The sequence below is a fragment of the Sphingobium sp. B1D7B genome, assembly GCF_025961965.1.
Classification (GTDB): Bacteria; Pseudomonadota; Alphaproteobacteria; order Sphingomonadales; family Sphingomonadaceae; genus Sphingobium.
Genome location: NZ_JAOQOR010000001.1, coordinates 2,947,824 through 2,963,545, shown reverse-complemented (window position 1 = coordinate 2,963,545; position 15,722 = coordinate 2,947,824). Strand labels below are relative to the sequence as shown.

Sequence of the window (15,722 nt, the reverse complement as noted above, 5' to 3'; positions counted from 1 at the left end):
TGGAATGGGCAGAAAAATACTCCTGGTCGAAGATGATCGTGCGACGGCCGAGTTCATCTTGAAGGGGCTGGCCGAACATGGCCATGTCGGCGATCATAGCGCGGATGGGCGCGACGGCCTCTTCATGGCGACCGATGGCGGCTATGACGCGATCATTCTCGACCGGATGCTGCCGGGCATGGACGGTATGGCCGTGCTGGGCGCCCTGCGTGCTGCCGGCATCGAAACGCCGGTGATCCTGCTGACTGCGCTCGGCTCCGTAGATGACCGCGTGACGGGGTTGACGGCGGGTGCCGACGATTATCTGGTCAAACCCTTCGCCTTTGCCGAACTGCTCGCCCGGCTGGAACTGCTGATGCGCAAGGGCGGCCATGGTACATCGGTGGAGACGACGCTTGCCTGCAGCGATCTCCACATGGATCTGCTCAAGCGCACGGTGCAGCGCGGCGGTCGACGCGTCGAGCTTCAGCCGCGCGAGTTCCGGCTGCTCGAATATCTGATGCGCTACGCAGGGCAGGTCGTCACGCGCACGATGCTGCTCGAAGGCGTGTGGGATTATCATTTCGACCCTGGCACCAACGTCATCGACGTGCATGTCAGCCGCTTGCGCCGGAAAATCGATATTGAGGGCGATGTCCCCCTGATCCACACCGTGCGCGGCGCGGGCTACCGGCTGGGCGAATGAGTCGACCGGGTGCCGCATCCGGGGCGGGCCTGCGCTGGCTGCGCTCGTCGCATGTCCGCTTCATGGGCTGGATCTTGCTGCTGGAACTGGTGTTCGGCGCGGCGTTACTCGCCTCGGTCACGCAATTCGTGCGCGCCGACCTCGCGGCGGCCGACCGCAGCATCGCCGTTGAGGATCGCGACAGCCTGCTGATGATCGGCCGGGATGAAGGCGTGCAGGCGCTGAACCGGGCAATCGCCGAGCGAACTGCGGACGATAACGATGCCCTCATTCTGCTCGTGGATCGTAACGGGCGCAAAGTGGCTGGAAACCTCTCGGATTGGCCGCCCGATGTCACGGCCGAGGCGGGCTGGACGCGCGCCGAGCTTTACCGGCTGGGAGATGCAGAGCCGGCCCCGTTCGGCATCACCGCCGCGCGGCTGGGCGATGGGCGCCGCTTGCTCGTCGGCCGCCGCGCCGAGGCCAGCGATCAAATCCGCCAGACTGTTCACGAGGCCCTGCTGACCGCGCTGGCGCTTGCCCTGCCGCTCGCGCTCGCCGGCGCATGGTTCGTAGTGCAGATCATCGATCGCCGGATTGGGCACATCGCCGCGACGGCAGAGGGCGTAGGCGCAGGCGATATCGAGCAGCGCGTGCCGCTGCACGGTTCCGGGGACAGCTTCGACCGGCTGGGGGAGGCGATCAATGGGATGCTGGACAGGATCGGCAGCCTGATCGGCGAACTGCGCACCGTCACCGACAGCATGGCGCACGATCTGCGCTCGCCATTGACCCGCCTGCGCGCACGAATCGACCGGGCGCTGGAGACGGACGATCCGGCGGCAATGCGCACGGCCATCGAGGGCATCAGCCGCGAGGCGGACCAGCTGCTCGCCATGCTTACCACCGCGCTGGAGATCAGCCGCGCGGAAGCGGGCATCGGGCGCGAGCGCTTCCGGCCCACACTGCTGGGCGAGATGCTCGCCGATCTGGAAGACTTGTACGCGCCGCTGGTTGAGGAGCAAGGCCGCAGCCTTTCCATCGCAATCGAGCGGCCGGTCGAGGTCAGCGTCCATCGCGAATTGCTGGGTCAGGCGCTCGCCAACCTCCTCGACAATGCGCTCAAATATGGCGCGGGTGCGATGACGCTGTATCTGGATCGCGAGGTTGCAGACGTGATCATCGGTCTTGCCGATGAAGGGGCGGGCATCGCGCCGGATCGGGAAGCAGAAGCCTTGCGGCGCTTCGGTCGGCTGGATGCCGCGCGCGGGCAGGCTGGGGCAGGCCTTGGATTATCGCTCGTCGCGGCCGTGGCGCGCATGCATGGCGGTCAGGTCCGTTTCACCCGCCGCCATGGTCTGTTCGCGGTTGAAATTCTCATCGGCGTGGGAGGCTGAGCGGCCTTCGGTCTGCTTCCGCTGCCGACAGGATCAAGCCTGTCTCCATGAAGCGGTCGACCGGAGCCATGCGGGCAAGGGGGAGGGACGGCATGGCTCCGGTGACGGGGGATCACTTCTTGACGGTCGTGCTCTTGGCCGGAGCGGCGAGCGATGCAGTCGTCGTGCTCTTGGCCGGCTTGGCGGGCTTGGCCACCTTGTGATGGCTTTCCTTCGCCGGTGCCGTCTTGGCCGAAGCGACAACCGGCGTGGCGATGGCTGCGAGGGATGCCAGGCCGGCAATGATCAGGCGACGGTTCATGAGGGTATCTCCTTCAACAAGCGACCCTTCGTGGATCGCAAGCCCCTTATGGCCCCCAGCACCGAACCGGAGCATGGCGCCTGCATGAACTTTTGGACATGTGGGGAATCGGGGTGGCGCACGATCCATTGCCGCCAAAGACTAGCGACCGGAAGAGGAAGCCCGCGTGAGAAGATTTGGCGGACAGGGTGGGATTCGAACCCACGGTGAGCTTCCACCCACGGCGGTTTTCAAGACCGCTGCCTTAAACCACTCGGCCACCTGTCCGTTGCTCCGCGCCCTAGTCGAAACTGTTCGGCAAAGGAAGCCCGCGCGAGCGAGGCATTGTTGCGCGGGCGGTTCGTCGCAGGGGCGATGCGCCCAATTGCGGAGGCTTGCCTTGCGCGTCCTGCGTCAACTCTGCCAATATGCGCGGATGACAATGCATTCGCTTCGCCGCCGGCTGTTGCCGCTTTGCGGTTTCGCTCTCGGTCTTTCCCTCGCCGCGCAGGCCCCCGCCGTGGCGCAGGCACTGCCCTCGTCGAACGATCCGGTCGATGCGCAGACGGCGGCCGGGTTCACGGGTTATCTGCAAAGTCTGCGTGGCAAGGCGCGGACGCAAGGCGTGAGCGATGCGACTTTCGACCGGGCGATTGCCGGGCTGAGCTTCAACCCGCGCGTCGCGGCGCTGGATCGCGGCAATCTGCCGACAGCCGACAATGCCCAGATTCCCGATTTCGAGCCCTATCGCCAGCGCCACATCGATGCGCGGAAGATTGCCCGCGGCCGCGCGGTCTACAATGCCAATCGCGCGCTGCTGGTGGCGATCGAGCGTGATACGGGCGTGCCGGAGGAGATCATGGTCGCGATTTACGGCCATGAGACGAATTACGGCACGATCAGCGGCGATTTCGACCTGCTGCGCTCGCTGGCGACGCTCGCTTATGAAGGGCGCCGGCGCGCGCTGTTCGAGCCGGAACTGCTGGCCGTGATGTCTATGATGCAACGCGGCGTTCCGCGTGAGCGGCTGGTCGGCAGCTATGCCGGCGCGTTTGGCTATCCGCAGTTCCTGCCTAGCGTCTATCTGCGCGATGCGGTGGATGCCGATGGTGACGGGACGCCCAATATCTGGTCGAGCGAGCCCGATGCGCTGGCCTCCATCGCCAATTATTTCCAGCGCGCCGGCTGGCGCAAAGGCGAGCCCTGGGGCGTCGCGGTGCGGCTGCCGACCGGATTCGACCGTCGGCGGATCACCAGCACGCTCAATCCCACTCGCTGCCCGCGCGTGTTCGGTCGTCACAGTCGCTGGCTCTCGATGCGCGAGTGGCAGGCGCTCGGAATCATGCCGGAGGGCGGCTCCTGGCCGGATGGCAGTATTCAGGCGACGCTGATCGAGCCGGATGGCCCGGGCAAGACGGCCTATCTGCTCACCGGCAATTACCGCGTAATCCTCGACTACAACTGCTCGAACTTCTACGCGCTGTCCGTCGGCCTGCTGGCCGATGCGGTGCGGCCTTGATCCGGGGCTAGGCAGAGCCATGGCGGATGGCTAAGGACGAAGCGAAGCCGCGATGCCCGCAGGGCGCGCGATGACCTGTCAACGACCGGATTTTCCCATGCGCGCACTTCTGCCGATTGCCCTCGTCCTGCCGCTCTTCCTGTCCGCCGCGCAGGCGAACACGCCAAGCTACACCTCCGAGGCCTCCGTCGCCTATATGGTCGATCTGTCGTCCGGCCGGGTGCTGTTCGATAAGGATGCGGACCGGCGGATGCCGCCGGCATCCATGGCCAAGATGATGACCGCGCATGTGGCGTTCAATCTCATCAAGCAGGGCAAGCTGCGGCTCGACCAGAAGTTCACCGTCCGTCCGGAAACCTGGCGTAAGTGGCATAGCCAGGGCTCGACCATGTTCCTCTCCGTCAATGAGGAGGTCTCGGTCGAGAACCTGTTGCACGGCATCGTCACGCTCTCGGGCAATGATGCCTGCGTGGTGCTGGCCGAGGGCATCGCCGGATCGGAAGAGGCCTTCACCGACCTCATGAATGCCGAAGCCAAGCGGCTGGGCATGACCAACAGCCATTTTGCGAACACCACCGGTTGGCCCGACGAAGGCCGCACCTACACCACCGCGCGCGATCTTGCGACGCTCGCCCGCAACACGCTGGAAGAGACGCCGGACCTCTACAAGCAGTTCTACACGGTCAAATCCTTCACTTGGGGCCAGACCATGGGCGGATCGGAGATCAGCCAGGCCAATCGCAACCCGATTCTCGGGCGTGTGGATGGCGCGGATGGCCTCAAGACCGGCCATACCGAGGAGGCGGGCTACGGCTTCACCGGCTCGGCCCAGCAGAATGGTCGCCGTCTTGTGATGGTCGTCGCGGGCCTCACTAGCTTCAATGGCCGCGTGGAGGAATCCGTGCGCTTCATGGACTGGGGCTTCAAGGCCTGGCGGTCCAAGCCGCTGGCCAAGAAGGGCGTTACGCTGGGGCAGGCGCAGGTCCAGGGCGGCTGGGCACGCTCGGTCGATCTGGTGACGCCGCGCGATCTCGTCGCGACCGTGCCGATTGCGGCGGCGAATGGCGAGATCAAGGCGCGGGTCGTCTATCGCGGCCCAATCAAGGCGCCGATCGCGCAGGGGCAGGAGATTGCTCATCTGGTGGTGGATGCCGGGGACGGCACTACGCAGACCCTGCCGCTTGTAGCCAAGGAAGCTGTCGCAGAAGGCGGCTTCTTCGCGCGCCTGTGGAACGGCTTCCTCTCCTTCTTTAGCTGAGTACCGACATGACGCGCGGCCGCTTCATCACGCTGGAAGGCGGCGAGGGCGTCGGCAAGTCCACGCAGGCCCGTCTGCTCGCGGAGGCGCTTGAGGCGCGCGGCATCCAGACAGTGCTGACCCGCGAGCCCGGTGGCAGCGAGGGGGCCGAGGCCATTCGCGGCCTCCTGCTCTCCGGTGCGGCGGATCGCTGGAGCGTGCGCGCCGAGGCGCTGCTGTTCGCTGCGGCCCGGGCCGATCATGCCGAGCGCACCATTCTGCCGGCCGTGGAGGCCGGCAAATGGGTGATCTGTGACCGTTTTCTGGACAGCAGCCGTGCCTATCAGGGCGTGGGCGGCGTGCTGAGCGACGAGGACATTCTGACGCTCCACCGCATCGGCTCGGGCGGGCTGTTGCCGGATCGCACCCTGCTGCTCGCCCTGCCGCTCGATGAGAGCAGCGAACGGGCCGGCGCGCGGGATGCCGGGGCGGTGGATCGGATCGGCGGGCGCGATGCTGGGTTTCATCGCGATGTCGCCGAGTCATTTCGCCGGTTCGCAGCCGCTGAACCCGCGCGTTTCCGGGAAATTGATGCCAGCGGATCGATGGAGACGGTGCGCGACCGGCTGCTGGCCGCGCTCGCCGACTGGCTGCGATGACGCGCTGGCTCGGCCATGACGAGCAGATCGCGACGCTGATCGAGGCCAGCGCGACGACCCGGCTCCATCATGGCTGGATCTTCGCCGGGCCGCGGGGGCTGGGCAAGGCCGGGATCGCCTATGATTTCGCCCGGCGGCTGCTGGTCAGCGGCGCGGGACGTCCCGTCCCGTCGGATCGGCTCGCACCGGACCCCACAGACCCGGCGATGCGCCTGTTCGATGGCGGCGCCCATCCCGATTTCATGCGGCTCGAACGACTTGAGCGCGACAGCAAGACTGACAGCGGCGCACTCGCCCGCAACATCACCGTCGATCAGGTGCGCAGCCTCTCGCGTCTGCTGCATAGCGCGCCCTCCATGGGCAGCCGGCGTGTTGTGCTGATCGACAGCGCGGATGATCTGGAGGCGGGCGCTGCCAACGCCCTCCTCAAGAGCCTGGAAGAGCCGCCGACGGGTGCGATCTTCGTGCTCGTGGCGCATCGGCCCGGTCGCTTGCTGCCCACTATCCGCTCCCGCTGCCGGGTGCTCCGCTTTGCGCCGCTGGATGATGCGAGCATGGCACAGGCGCTGGCGACCGCGCTGCCGGAGGTGCCAGAGCCTGAGCGCGCCGCGCTGGCGGCGAGTGCCGAGGGGGCACCGGGGCAAGCGATCGCCAATCGCGATCTGGATCTGCCCGGGCTGGAGCACGCACTCGATGCCATCGCGCAGGGTGGACGCGGTGGGGAGGGCGCCCGCGCCGGCCTGATGAGCGCGCTCTCGGGGGTGGCGGCTCGCCCCCGCCTCGAAGCCTTTGTCGATCTTGTGCCGCGCTACATCGCCCGCCGTCTGCGGGGTGCGCCCGCGTCCAGGCTCGGTCCTGGCATCGCCGCCTATGAAGAAGCCCAGCGCCTCGGCGCCGGCGCTGTCACCCCGCTGCAGCTCGAGCCCGGCGCGCTGGTCTACACCCTGTGCGAGACCGTGGCGCGCGTCGGGCGATAGAGGTGTTCGCTGGCCTTTCTGAATAGGTGCTCCTGCGAAGACAGGAGCCCAGGGCACAACTGACGAACCTAGCCGCCCCAGGCTCCTGCCTTCGCAGGAGCGCATCCAAGCGTACATCATCGGCTGCCCAGCAGGAAAATCACCACATTGCCAAAATCGCGCTATACCCCTCGCGAACGGCAAGTGGGGGACTGACAGGATGGCGAGCGAGCACAGGCAAACCCGAGATGCGCCCGACTTGCCTTCCACACCGATAGACGAAACCCCGCCCGTCGGACTGGAGCGCTGGAAACGGCTCGGCCCCGGCATCGTCGTGGCCGCGACCGGCGTCGGCGCGGGCGATCTCGTCGCCACGCTCGTTGCCGGCGCGCGCTTTGGCTATGCGTTGCTCTGGGCCGCCGTCATCGGCTGCATCATTAAGATCGCGCTGGCCGAGGCGACCGGGCGCTATCATCTCGCCACCGGATCGACGATGCTGCAAGGCTGGCGGTCGCTCGGCCATTGGACGAGCTGGTACTTCGGCATCTACATCCTGATCTGGGGCTTCGTGTATGGCGGCACGGCGATGAGCGCGACCGCGCTGCCGCTCGCCGCGATGTTCCCCGGCCTGCTACCGTTCTGGGCTTGGGGGATGCTGTCTGGCCTTGCCGGCGCGCTGTTCGTCCTGTTCAATCGCTATGCGGTGTTCGAGGCCGTGATGAAGCTGCTGATCGGCGTCATGTTCGTCGTCGTTGTCGGGCTTGCGATCCTCGTCATGCCCGATCTCGACGCAGCACTGATCGGCCTCGCGCCCACGCTGCCGGAGGGCTCGGCCATCTATACGCTGGGCCTCATCGGCGGCGTCGGCGGCACGATCACGCTCGCGGCCTATGGCTATTGGGTCAACGCCAAGGGTTGGCGCTCCCCAGCCTGGATCCCGATGATGCGGTTCGACAATCGCGTGGCCTATATCGCGACCGGCATCTTCGTCATCGCGATGCTCATCGTCGGTGCCGAACTGCTCTACACCGCGCAGATCGCGCTTTCCGGTGGCGACCGGGGCCTGCTCGATCTGGGCGCGGTGCTGGAGGCGCGCTTCGGGCGTACCGTGGCGACCTTGTTCCTCATCGGGTTCGCGGCGACGACCTTTTCGTCGGTGCTCGGCGTCTGGCAAGGCGTATCGCTGCTGTTTGCGGATTTCGTCCGCAGTATCCGGGCGGAACGGGCACGGGAGATTGCGGTGCATGATCCGGCCATAGCGGCCACGCTGGACCGGACGCCGGCCTTCCGCTTCTACGTCCTCTGGCTCACCTTCCCGCCCATGCTCCTGCTGTTTCTGGGCCAGCCTTTTGCGCTCATCATTGCTTATGGCGCGTTCGGTGCCTTCTTCATGCCCTTCCTCGCCGTCACGCTCATGTGGCTGCTCAATTCGAAGGCAGTGCCCGCGCAATGGCGCTCGGGCTGGTGGTCTAACCTGATGCTCGGCCTGGCCTCGCTGCTCTTTGCGGTGCTGTGCGTGGATCAGATCCGCTCGCTGTTGTAAGTCACCCTTTCCGCGGGGCGCCGCGCTGCGAGGTCGGAGAGGAGTCTAGGCATCCTCCCTGTACCCCGCTAGAGAAGCCGCAAGCGAAAGCCGCGCCTCAGACGGCCCTTATCCAGCAGGACATCATGCCCAAACCCTTAACCATTACCACGGCGATCAGTTACCCCAATGGCCGCCCTCATATCGGCCATGCCTATGAAGCAATCGCGACGGACGCCTTCGCCCGCGCGGCCCGGATGATGGGGCGGGACGTGTTCTTCCAGACAGGCACCGACGAGCATGGCCTCAAAATGGCGCAGGCCGCCCGTGCGCGCGGCGTTGAGCCTGTCGCGCTGGCCGATGAGATGTCAGGCTATTTCAGGGAGATGGATGATCTTTTGAACATCAGCTATGATCGCTTTATCCGCACCAGCGAGCCGGCCCATCATGTCGCAAGCCAGGCCATTTGGCAGGCGATGGTCGACAATGGCGACCTGTATCTCGATCGCTATGAAGGCTGGTACTCGGTCCGCGATGAGGCCTATTATGATGAAAGCGAGCTAAGCCTCAGCGATGGCGGGGAAAAGCTCTCCCCGCAGGGCACGCCGGTGGAATGGACCGTGGAGGAGAGCTGGTTCTTCCGCCTCTCGGCCTATCAGGACCGTCTGTTGGCGCTCTACCGCGATCAGCCGGACTTCATTCAGCCCGAAAGCCGCCGCAACGAGATCCTCCGTTTCGTCGAGGGCGGGCTGCGCGATTTGTCTGTCTCGCGCACCAGCTTCGATTGGGGCGTGAAGGTCCCCGGCTCGCCGGATCACGTCATGTATGTGTGGGTGGATGCGCTCACAAACTATCTCACAGGTTGCGGCTATCCCTCTGATCCAGAACGCATGGCGCGCTACTGGGCGGAAGGGGGCGACATCGTCCACATCATCGGCAAGGATATCGTACGCTTCCACACGGTCTACTGGCCGGCTTTCCTGATGAGCGCGAAACTGCCTTTGCCGAAAACGGTGTTCGGCCACGGCTTCCTGCTCAACCGCGGCGAGAAGATGTCCAAGTCACTGGGGAATGTTGCCGATCCGGTCGAGCTGGCCGAGGCCTTCGGCGTCGATCCGCTGCGCTACTTCCTGCTGGCCGAGGTCGGCTTCGGCAATGATGGCAGCTATAGCGCGGAAGCCATTGTTCATAAATCGAATACCGAGCTTGGCAACGCCTTCGGCAATCTCGCCCAGCGCGTGCTGAGCTTCATTGCCAAGAACCTGGAAGGCCGTGTGCCCACACCGGCACCCAATGCCGATGATGAGGCCTTGCTTCCGCAGGTGCGGCAGATTGCCATGCAGGATGTTCCCGGCGCATTCGAGCGCTTCGCCCCGCACGAGGCGATCCAGGCCTGGCTGCGCGCGGCCTATGCCTGCAATGCCTATGTCGATGCGCAGGCCCCTTGGGCGCTCCGCAAGACCGATCCGGCCCGTATGGAGGCCGTGCTGGCGACGCTCTATGTCTGCATTGCGACGCTGGCTGTCTCCGCACTGCCGGTCATCCCGCGCAGCGCAGAGGAACTGCTCGACCGCATGGGGCTGCCTCAGGATGCGCGCACGTTCAGCGCCATCGGCACGGACTGGTACACGCCGCTGCGCGCGAGCGGCCATGTCGTCGGCCCGCAGCAGCCGCTCTTCCCCCGCCTTGAACCCCCCGCAGCGGAAGCCTGATGCTCGTCGATAGCCATTGTCACCTCAATTATGAGGGGCTGGTCGAGGATCAGCCCGCTGTCCTCGCCCGTGCGCGTGCGGCGGGGGTGGGCACGATGCTCAACATCTCCACCCGCGAGCGGGAGTGGGCCGCGATTATCGGACTGGCCGAGCGCGAGGCGGACGTCTGGGCGAGCGTCGGCATTCATCCGCATGAGGCGGACAGCCATGCCCATGTCGATACCGCCAAGCTTGTGGCCGCTGCGGCCAATCCCCGTGTCGTCGGTATCGGCGAGACCGGGCTGGATTATTATTACGACCATAGCGATCGCGTCCAGCAGCAGACGAGCTTTCGCGCCCATATCGCCGCCGCGCGCGAGACCGGTCTGCCGATCATCATCCATACCCGCGATGCCGAGGCGGACACCGCGGCCATTCTGCGGGACGAGATGGGGCAGGGGACATTCACCGGAGTGATCCACTGCTTCACCGCCAGCGATGCCTTTGCCGACATCGCACTGGACCTCGGCCTGTTCATCAGTATTTCCGGGATCGTGACCTTCAAGAACGCCAAGGCTTTGCAGCAGACGGCGGCGCGCATTCCGGCCGACCGTTTGCTGGTCGAGACGGACTCGCCCTTCCTCGCGCCGGTGCCGCACCGCGGACGGCCCTGCGAACCGGCGTTCGTCGCCGATACCGCGCGCTTCCTGGCCAATCTTCGTGGCGAGCCTCTGGAGGCGCTGACGCAGGCAACGACGCACAACTTCTTCGCCCTGTTCTCCCGCGCCGCGCCGGTCGCGTGACGCCATGACGCTCAAGCTGGTCATGTTGGGGAGCGGCACTTCCTCGGGCGTTCCGCGTATCGGCAATGATTGGGGGCAGTGCGATCCCGCCGAGCCGCGCAATCGCCGCACCCGCGTCTCGATCCTTGTCGAGAGTGCGACCACGCGGTTGCTGGTCGACACCTCCCCGGATTTCCGCGCGCAGATGCTGGCGGCCGATGTCGTGCATCTGGATGCCGTCTTCTGGACCCACGACCATGCCGATCACTGCCACGGCATCGATGATCTGCGGCAGATCATGCATCATCGTGGCACCCCTGTACCCGGCTATGGTCACAAGGCGACCATGGCGGCGTTGCGCAGCCGCTTCGACTATGCGTTCGATGGGCGCGAGGGGTATCGCGCGACCATCGCGGGCCATGACCTGCCCGACGAGGGGGTGACGGTGGGCGACATCGCGGTCACCCATGTCGATCAGCCCCATGGCTTCATCTCCTCGAGCGGCTTCCGATTCTCCTGCGGCGGCCGGTCGCTGGCCTACGCCACGGATTTTCACGAGATGACCGATGCGATGGTCTCGCTCTATGCGGGCGTGGATTGTCTCGTCATCGATGCGCTGCGCGAGCGGCCGCACCCGACCCACGCCCATCTGGCTCTGACGCTGGAGGCGATCGCGCGGATACGCCCAGGCCGCGCCATCCTCACCCACATGGATAACAGCATGGACTATGCCCGTCTGCGCGCCATGCTTCCCGAAGGCGTCGAGCCCGGCTACGATGGTCTGACCGCCCTGATCTGATCTCCCTTCGCGGGCGTCCGTTCCAGCAGGAGAGTTGGCCATGGCCGATATGATTGCCCAAAGCCTCTGGTTCGTCCTGGCCTTCGTCCTTGTCGGCAGCAGCCTGGCCCTGCGCCGCCTCCCGCTCCACCATCTGGTGAAGATGATCCTCATCTGGATCGCCATTTTCGCCGCTGTCTGGATCGTCGTTCTGGCCTTCCGCGGCCTCTCTGGCTGACCCCGACACAATATTTTGCATCAATCCCATCTTATCTGTTCGAGGCTGTTGACACCCCCGAACAGCCCCCCTAAAGCGCCGGTCCTACCCCGTGCCCAGATGGCGGAATTGGTAGACGCACCAGCTTCAGGTGCTGGCGATCGCAAGGTCGTGGAGGTTCGAGTCCTCTTCTGGGCACCACAACTGGCTCTGGCGACGTCCAGGTAAGTCCAGTAAGCGGCTGGTTTCACAGCATTTCTTGACCGAAAATCGCCAGACACCGTCCGGCGAAATCCGGCTAAGGGCAACAGCAGCGACCACAAAATGTTGCCGTTTTTGTTGCCCTCGGATCGACCCGGCATTGCTGGGAAAACGACCATGCTGACCTACATCCAGATCAATGCCGCCAAGCCGAGAGAGAAGGCTTGGAACCTTTCAGATTCCCAAGGCCTCTATCTCGTCATCCAGCCCAATGGCTCAAAGCTGTGGCGCTTCAACTACCGTTTCCTGGATAAACAGAAAAAGCTTCACCTCGGAGGGTGGCCAACCATAAGCCTCGCAGAGGCCCGTGTCCGGCGCGATGAAGCCAGGAAGAAGATTGCTGAGGGGATTGATCCTGCGCTTGAGAAGAAGCGCGCGCGGATCGCTGATAAATATGCCGCCGCAAACACTTTCGAGGCGGTCGCGCAGGAGTGGCTCGTCAAATGCGAGCGGGATGGCCTCGCGCCGGTGACCGTCGACAAGATCCGCTGGCTGCTCGCCAAGGCGTACCCAGTGATCGGCACCATCCCCATCGCGCAAATCACACCCCATGAAGCACTCGCCGTCCTCCGAAAGGTCGAGGCGACAGGTGCCTATGAAAGCGCGCGGCGAATGAGGAGCGTCCTGAGCCGTGTCTTCCGCTATGGCGTCGCGACTGTCCGATGCGACAAGGACGTCGCGGCAGATCTGCGCGGGGCAATCGCCGCGCCGAAGGTCAAGCACTTCGCCGCCATCACCAAGCCCTCCGAAGTGGGCGCGCTACTGCGGGCCATCGATGGGTATACGGGACACAAGGTGACGGTAATGGCTATGCGCCTGTCTCCGCACGTTCTACTGCGCCCTGGCGAGCTCAGGCAGGCCGAATGGTCCGACATCGATTTCGATGAAGCCATCTGGTTTATCCCCGCCGAACGGATGAAGATGCGTAGGCCTCATCGCGTGCCGCTGTCGCAGCAGGTGATCGAGATGCTGAAGGAACTGCACGAGCACACGCATTGGTGGAAATATCTGTTTCCCTGCCTCGGCAAGCCGCGCAAGCCGATGTCGGAGAATGCCGTAAACCAAGGCCTGCGCAAGCTCGGTTATACCACTGACCAGATGACTGCGCATGGATTCCGGGCAATGGCAGCCACGCTTCTCAACGAGATGGGCGAATGGAACCCCGACGCGATCGAGCGGCAACTCGCGCATGTCGATACGAACCAAGTTCGGCGGGCCTACGCCCGCGGCGAATATTGGGACGAGCGTGTGCAGATGATGCAGCGCTGGTCCGACTATCTCGACGAACTGCGCGACGGCGGCAAAATTCTCCGGCCCAACTTCCCGGCGGCACGCCGCGCATCTTGATCACACCCACCCTCCCGCTGGCGGTTGGTGACCGTCAGCGGGGTCTTTGGCCAGCATTAAGGCTTACGGCTGATTGTGGGACATTTTTGCCATACAGCGCTGCTGCTACGAACGTCCGGCAATGCCGGTAGCTGCCATTCAACGGATCACTCGCCTGCGCGCTCCTTGACGCACAGGCGAGTGCCCTTTGCCGTTTCGGCGCGCCGATTCAGATCGCCGGGAAGTCCACCTCCGTTGCAGCCACGTTGTTGATCAGGTTGGTGAAGAAGTTCTCCGCCACCACGGCCACGATCTCGACGATCTGGGCCTCGCTGAACCCGGCGGCACGGACCGCGTCCACATCACGCTGCGAGACCTTGCCGCGGGCTTCGGCCACCCGGCGGGCAAAGGCGGCTGCAGCTGCGGCACGCGGCTCCGCCGAAGTGCCTTGCCTGGCGAGGTCGATCTCTTCGCGGCTGAGCTTGGCAAGGTTGAAGCCGGTGAAGGTGTGAGCGGCATCGCAATATTCGCAGCCGTTCACCGCCGCCACCGTCAGCGCGATCCGTTCCCGCGTCTTCACGTCGAGCGCCTTGCCGAGTGCCTGGCTGAGCGCGCCGTGGGCACCCAGCGCAGCCGGGCTGTTGGACAGGACGCGGAAGAAGTTTGGCACGCGGCCAAGCTTTGCGGCGATGGCGGACAAGGTGGCCTGCGAAGCTTCAGGCGCAGCTTCCGGGGCGAGCGTGTTGATGCGGGACATGATGGGTTCCTTTCGGGATCTTGAGGTGTCTGGAAGGAGCGGGACCGGCTCAGGCGCCGACCGGGATCGGGTTTTCGACCAGACTCTGGTTGAAGGCTTCGAACAGGGCGTGTTCGTTCGCGCCGGGGTTATCGCGCATCGGGCGGATAGCATCGACGATCACTTCGGGCGCGTCGGTGGCAAGGGCAACCAGCGTCTGTTCGATGAAGTCGGCCAGCGGCATGGCGCGCGGGTCGCCGCTCTTGTAGATGAGGTCGGTGTCCACCCACGGCGGGGCGATTTCCTGCACCAGGACGCTGGTGTCGCGCAGTTGGAACCGCTGCGACAGGGCAAAGGAGTGGAGTGCCGCCTTGGTGGCCGAATAGATCGCGTTGGCGGCGATCGGAACATAGGCGAGAACGCTGCTGGTGTAGAGCACGGTCGCTTCGGGCTGCTGCTTCAGGTGCTCGATCAGGGCCGAGGTCACGCGGATCGGACCGAGCAGGTTGGTCGCGATCAGCTCTTGCGCCAAGGCATCGTCAATCACGCCGGACACGTCATCGAAAGGCATGAAGCCCGCATTGTTGAAGACCACGTTGAGGTCGGGATAGCTGGCGATCAGTTCGCGGGCGGCGGCCTGGATGCTGTCCACGCTGTTCACGTCGAGTTCGATGGCCGACATGCCGGGGTTGGCAGCGGTGACTTCCTTGAGCAGCGCCGTGCGGCGGCCCGAGATGATCACCTTGTTGCCAAGGCGGTGGAGCGCTTCGGCCAGGCCCCGGCCGATTCCGCTGGTGCCGCCGGTGATGAACACGGTGTTGCCGGTGAGTTTCATGGGGAAATATCCTTTTGCTTGGAGAGGATTGAGAGAGAAAGGCAGGCGAATGGTTCAGGCCGCGACGTGGAAGCGCGGGGCAGAGCGGGTGGCGGACAGCTGGGGGCCAAGGGCGGCGCGGGCGGCCTCGAATTCCGTCCAGAGATGCGCATCGCGCAGGGCCGGGATCGTGTTGATTTCGCCCTGATTCAGCCCGGCCAGCGCGGCGTCGACCATGTCGGCAGCATCCATCACGATCTCTTCCGGAAGGTGTTCGACCGGCAGGCCGCCGTTGGCCCAGAAGTCGGTCCGGGTGGCGCCGGGCAGCACGGCCTGGGCCCGCACGCCCTTGTCGGCTAGTTCGTGGTTGAGCGAGATGGTGAAGGCTTGGACGAAGGCCTTGGTCCCGCCATAGACGCCGTTGAGCAGTTCGGGAGCGACCGCCACGATCGAGGCGATGTTGATCACCGTGCCGCCGCCGCGGGCGACAAATCCAGGCACCGCCGCATAGGTAAGGCGCATCAGCGCGGTGACGTTGAGCTGGACCATCGCTTCCATCCGCTCGACATCGCTTTCCAGCAGCGTGGTGTGCGTGCCCACCCCGGCATTGTTGACCAGCGCGGTGATCGAGGCATCTTCGCGCAGGACCCGTTCAACCCGGGCCACATTGGCGCTGTCGGCAAGGTCGGCGGCAAGCACCTCGACCGAGCGGCCGGTCTTGTCGGAAATCTGCGCGGCAAGCGTCTGAAGCTTGTCCTTGTTGCGGGCGACGAGGATCAGATCGTAGCCGCGGACGGCGAGGCGATCGGCGTAGATGGCGCCGATCCCGGTCGATGCGCCGGTGATGAGAGCTGTGCCGAGTTTGGATGCGGTGGCGGTCATG

General features: G+C 65.0%; 16 protein-coding genes and 2 tRNA genes. 13 read left to right on the top strand and 5 right to left on the bottom strand.

The window, feature by feature from the left end; all coding sequences use genetic code 11:
- Positions 1–4 precede the first annotated feature (4 nt).
- A complete protein-coding gene (locus tag M2336_RS13820; RefSeq protein WP_264593109.1) occupies positions 5–685 on the top strand; it encodes a winged helix-turn-helix domain-containing protein in 681 nt (226 codons plus the stop codon).
- Positions 682–2,061, top strand: coding sequence for a sensor histidine kinase (locus M2336_RS13815; RefSeq protein ID WP_264572932.1), 1,380 nt, complete (start codon positions 682–684; stop codon positions 2,059–2,061). The genes M2336_RS13820 and M2336_RS13815 overlap by 4 nt, the downstream gene beginning before the upstream one ends.
- A gap of 112 nt (positions 2,062–2,173) precedes the next feature.
- On the opposite strand, the gene M2336_RS13810 is transcribed toward M2336_RS13815, so the two are convergent.
- Both M2336_RS13810 and M2336_RS13805 read right to left on the bottom strand, forming a co-directional pair.
- Entirely contained in the window at positions 2,174–2,362 is a 189-nt protein-coding gene (locus M2336_RS13810; RefSeq protein ID WP_264572931.1) for a hypothetical protein, read from the bottom strand.
- A gap of 177 nt (positions 2,363–2,539) precedes the next feature.
- A tRNA-Ser gene (locus M2336_RS13805) sits at positions 2,540–2,629 on the bottom strand.
- Between the two features lie 154 nt (positions 2,630–2,783).
- On the opposite strand from M2336_RS13805, the gene M2336_RS13800 reads away from it, so the two are divergent.
- From M2336_RS13800 to M2336_RS13750, 11 genes are all read left to right on the top strand, one after another.
- Entirely contained in the window at positions 2,784–3,860 is a 1,077-nt protein-coding gene (locus M2336_RS13800) for a lytic transglycosylase domain-containing protein (protein WP_264593108.1), read from the top strand.
- 97 nt (positions 3,861–3,957) lie between these two features.
- Positions 3,958–5,118: a D-alanyl-D-alanine carboxypeptidase family protein gene (locus M2336_RS13795; protein WP_264572929.1), complete on the top strand. Its 1,161-nt coding sequence runs from the start codon at positions 3,958–3,960 to the stop codon at positions 5,116–5,118.
- 8 nt (positions 5,119–5,126) lie between these two features.
- Complete coding sequence (tmk, locus tag M2336_RS13790; protein WP_264572928.1) at positions 5,127–5,756, top strand: dTMP kinase; 630 nt, start codon at positions 5,127–5,129, stop codon at positions 5,754–5,756.
- The gene (locus M2336_RS13785) at positions 5,753–6,733 is read left to right on the top strand and encodes an AAA family ATPase (RefSeq protein ID WP_264572927.1); all 981 of its coding nucleotides are present in this window, start codon (positions 5,753–5,755) and stop codon (positions 6,731–6,733) included. Before tmk ends, M2336_RS13785 begins: the two co-directional genes overlap by 4 nt.
- A 238-nt stretch (positions 6,734–6,971) precedes the next feature.
- Positions 6,972–8,255 carry an Nramp family divalent metal transporter gene (locus M2336_RS13780; protein ID WP_264572926.1) on the top strand — a complete coding sequence of 428 codons (1,284 nt, stop codon included), beginning with the start codon at positions 6,972–6,974 and terminating at the stop codon, positions 8,253–8,255.
- 125 nt (positions 8,256–8,380) lie between these two features.
- Positions 8,381–9,946: a methionine--tRNA ligase gene (gene metG / locus M2336_RS13775; RefSeq protein ID WP_264593107.1), complete on the top strand. Its 1,566-nt coding sequence runs from the start codon at positions 8,381–8,383 to the stop codon at positions 9,944–9,946.
- Positions 9,946–10,728: a TatD family hydrolase gene (locus M2336_RS13770; protein WP_264572924.1), complete on the top strand. Its 783-nt coding sequence runs from the start codon at positions 9,946–9,948 to the stop codon at positions 10,726–10,728. The genes metG and M2336_RS13770 overlap by 1 nt, the downstream gene beginning before the upstream one ends.
- Before the next feature lie 4 nt (positions 10,729–10,732).
- Positions 10,733–11,506, top strand: a complete 774-nt coding sequence (locus M2336_RS13765) for an MBL fold metallo-hydrolase (RefSeq protein ID WP_264572923.1) — start codon at positions 10,733–10,735, stop codon at positions 11,504–11,506.
- 40 nt (positions 11,507–11,546) lie between these two features.
- The gene (locus M2336_RS13760) at positions 11,547–11,723 is read left to right on the top strand and encodes a hypothetical protein (protein WP_264572922.1); all 177 of its coding nucleotides are present in this window, start codon (positions 11,547–11,549) and stop codon (positions 11,721–11,723) included.
- A 93-nt stretch (positions 11,724–11,816) separates the two neighbouring features.
- Positions 11,817–11,903: transfer RNA gene (locus M2336_RS13755), tRNA-Leu, on the top strand.
- A gap of 177 nt (positions 11,904–12,080) precedes the next feature.
- Positions 12,081–13,310: a tyrosine-type recombinase/integrase gene (locus M2336_RS13750; protein WP_264593106.1), complete on the top strand. Its 1,230-nt coding sequence runs from the start codon at positions 12,081–12,083 to the stop codon at positions 13,308–13,310.
- A gap of 208 nt (positions 13,311–13,518) precedes the next feature.
- On the opposite strand, the gene M2336_RS13745 is transcribed toward M2336_RS13750, so the two are convergent.
- The 3 genes from M2336_RS13745 to M2336_RS13735 all read right to left on the bottom strand — a co-directional run bounded on the left by M2336_RS13745 (position 13,519) and on the right by M2336_RS13735 (position 15,721).
- On the bottom strand, positions 13,519–14,046 hold the full coding sequence (locus M2336_RS13745) for a carboxymuconolactone decarboxylase family protein (RefSeq protein ID WP_133652590.1): 528 nt from the start codon (positions 14,044–14,046) through the stop codon (positions 13,519–13,521).
- Between the two features lie 49 nt (positions 14,047–14,095).
- The gene (locus M2336_RS13740; RefSeq protein WP_264593105.1) at positions 14,096–14,839 is read right to left on the bottom strand and encodes an SDR family oxidoreductase; all 744 of its coding nucleotides are present in this window, start codon (positions 14,837–14,839) and stop codon (positions 14,096–14,098) included.
- Between the two features lie 75 nt (positions 14,840–14,914).
- Entirely contained in the window at positions 14,915–15,721 is an 807-nt protein-coding gene (locus tag M2336_RS13735) for an SDR family NAD(P)-dependent oxidoreductase (RefSeq protein WP_133652588.1), read from the bottom strand.
- Between the last annotated feature and the right edge of the window lies 1 nt (position 15,722).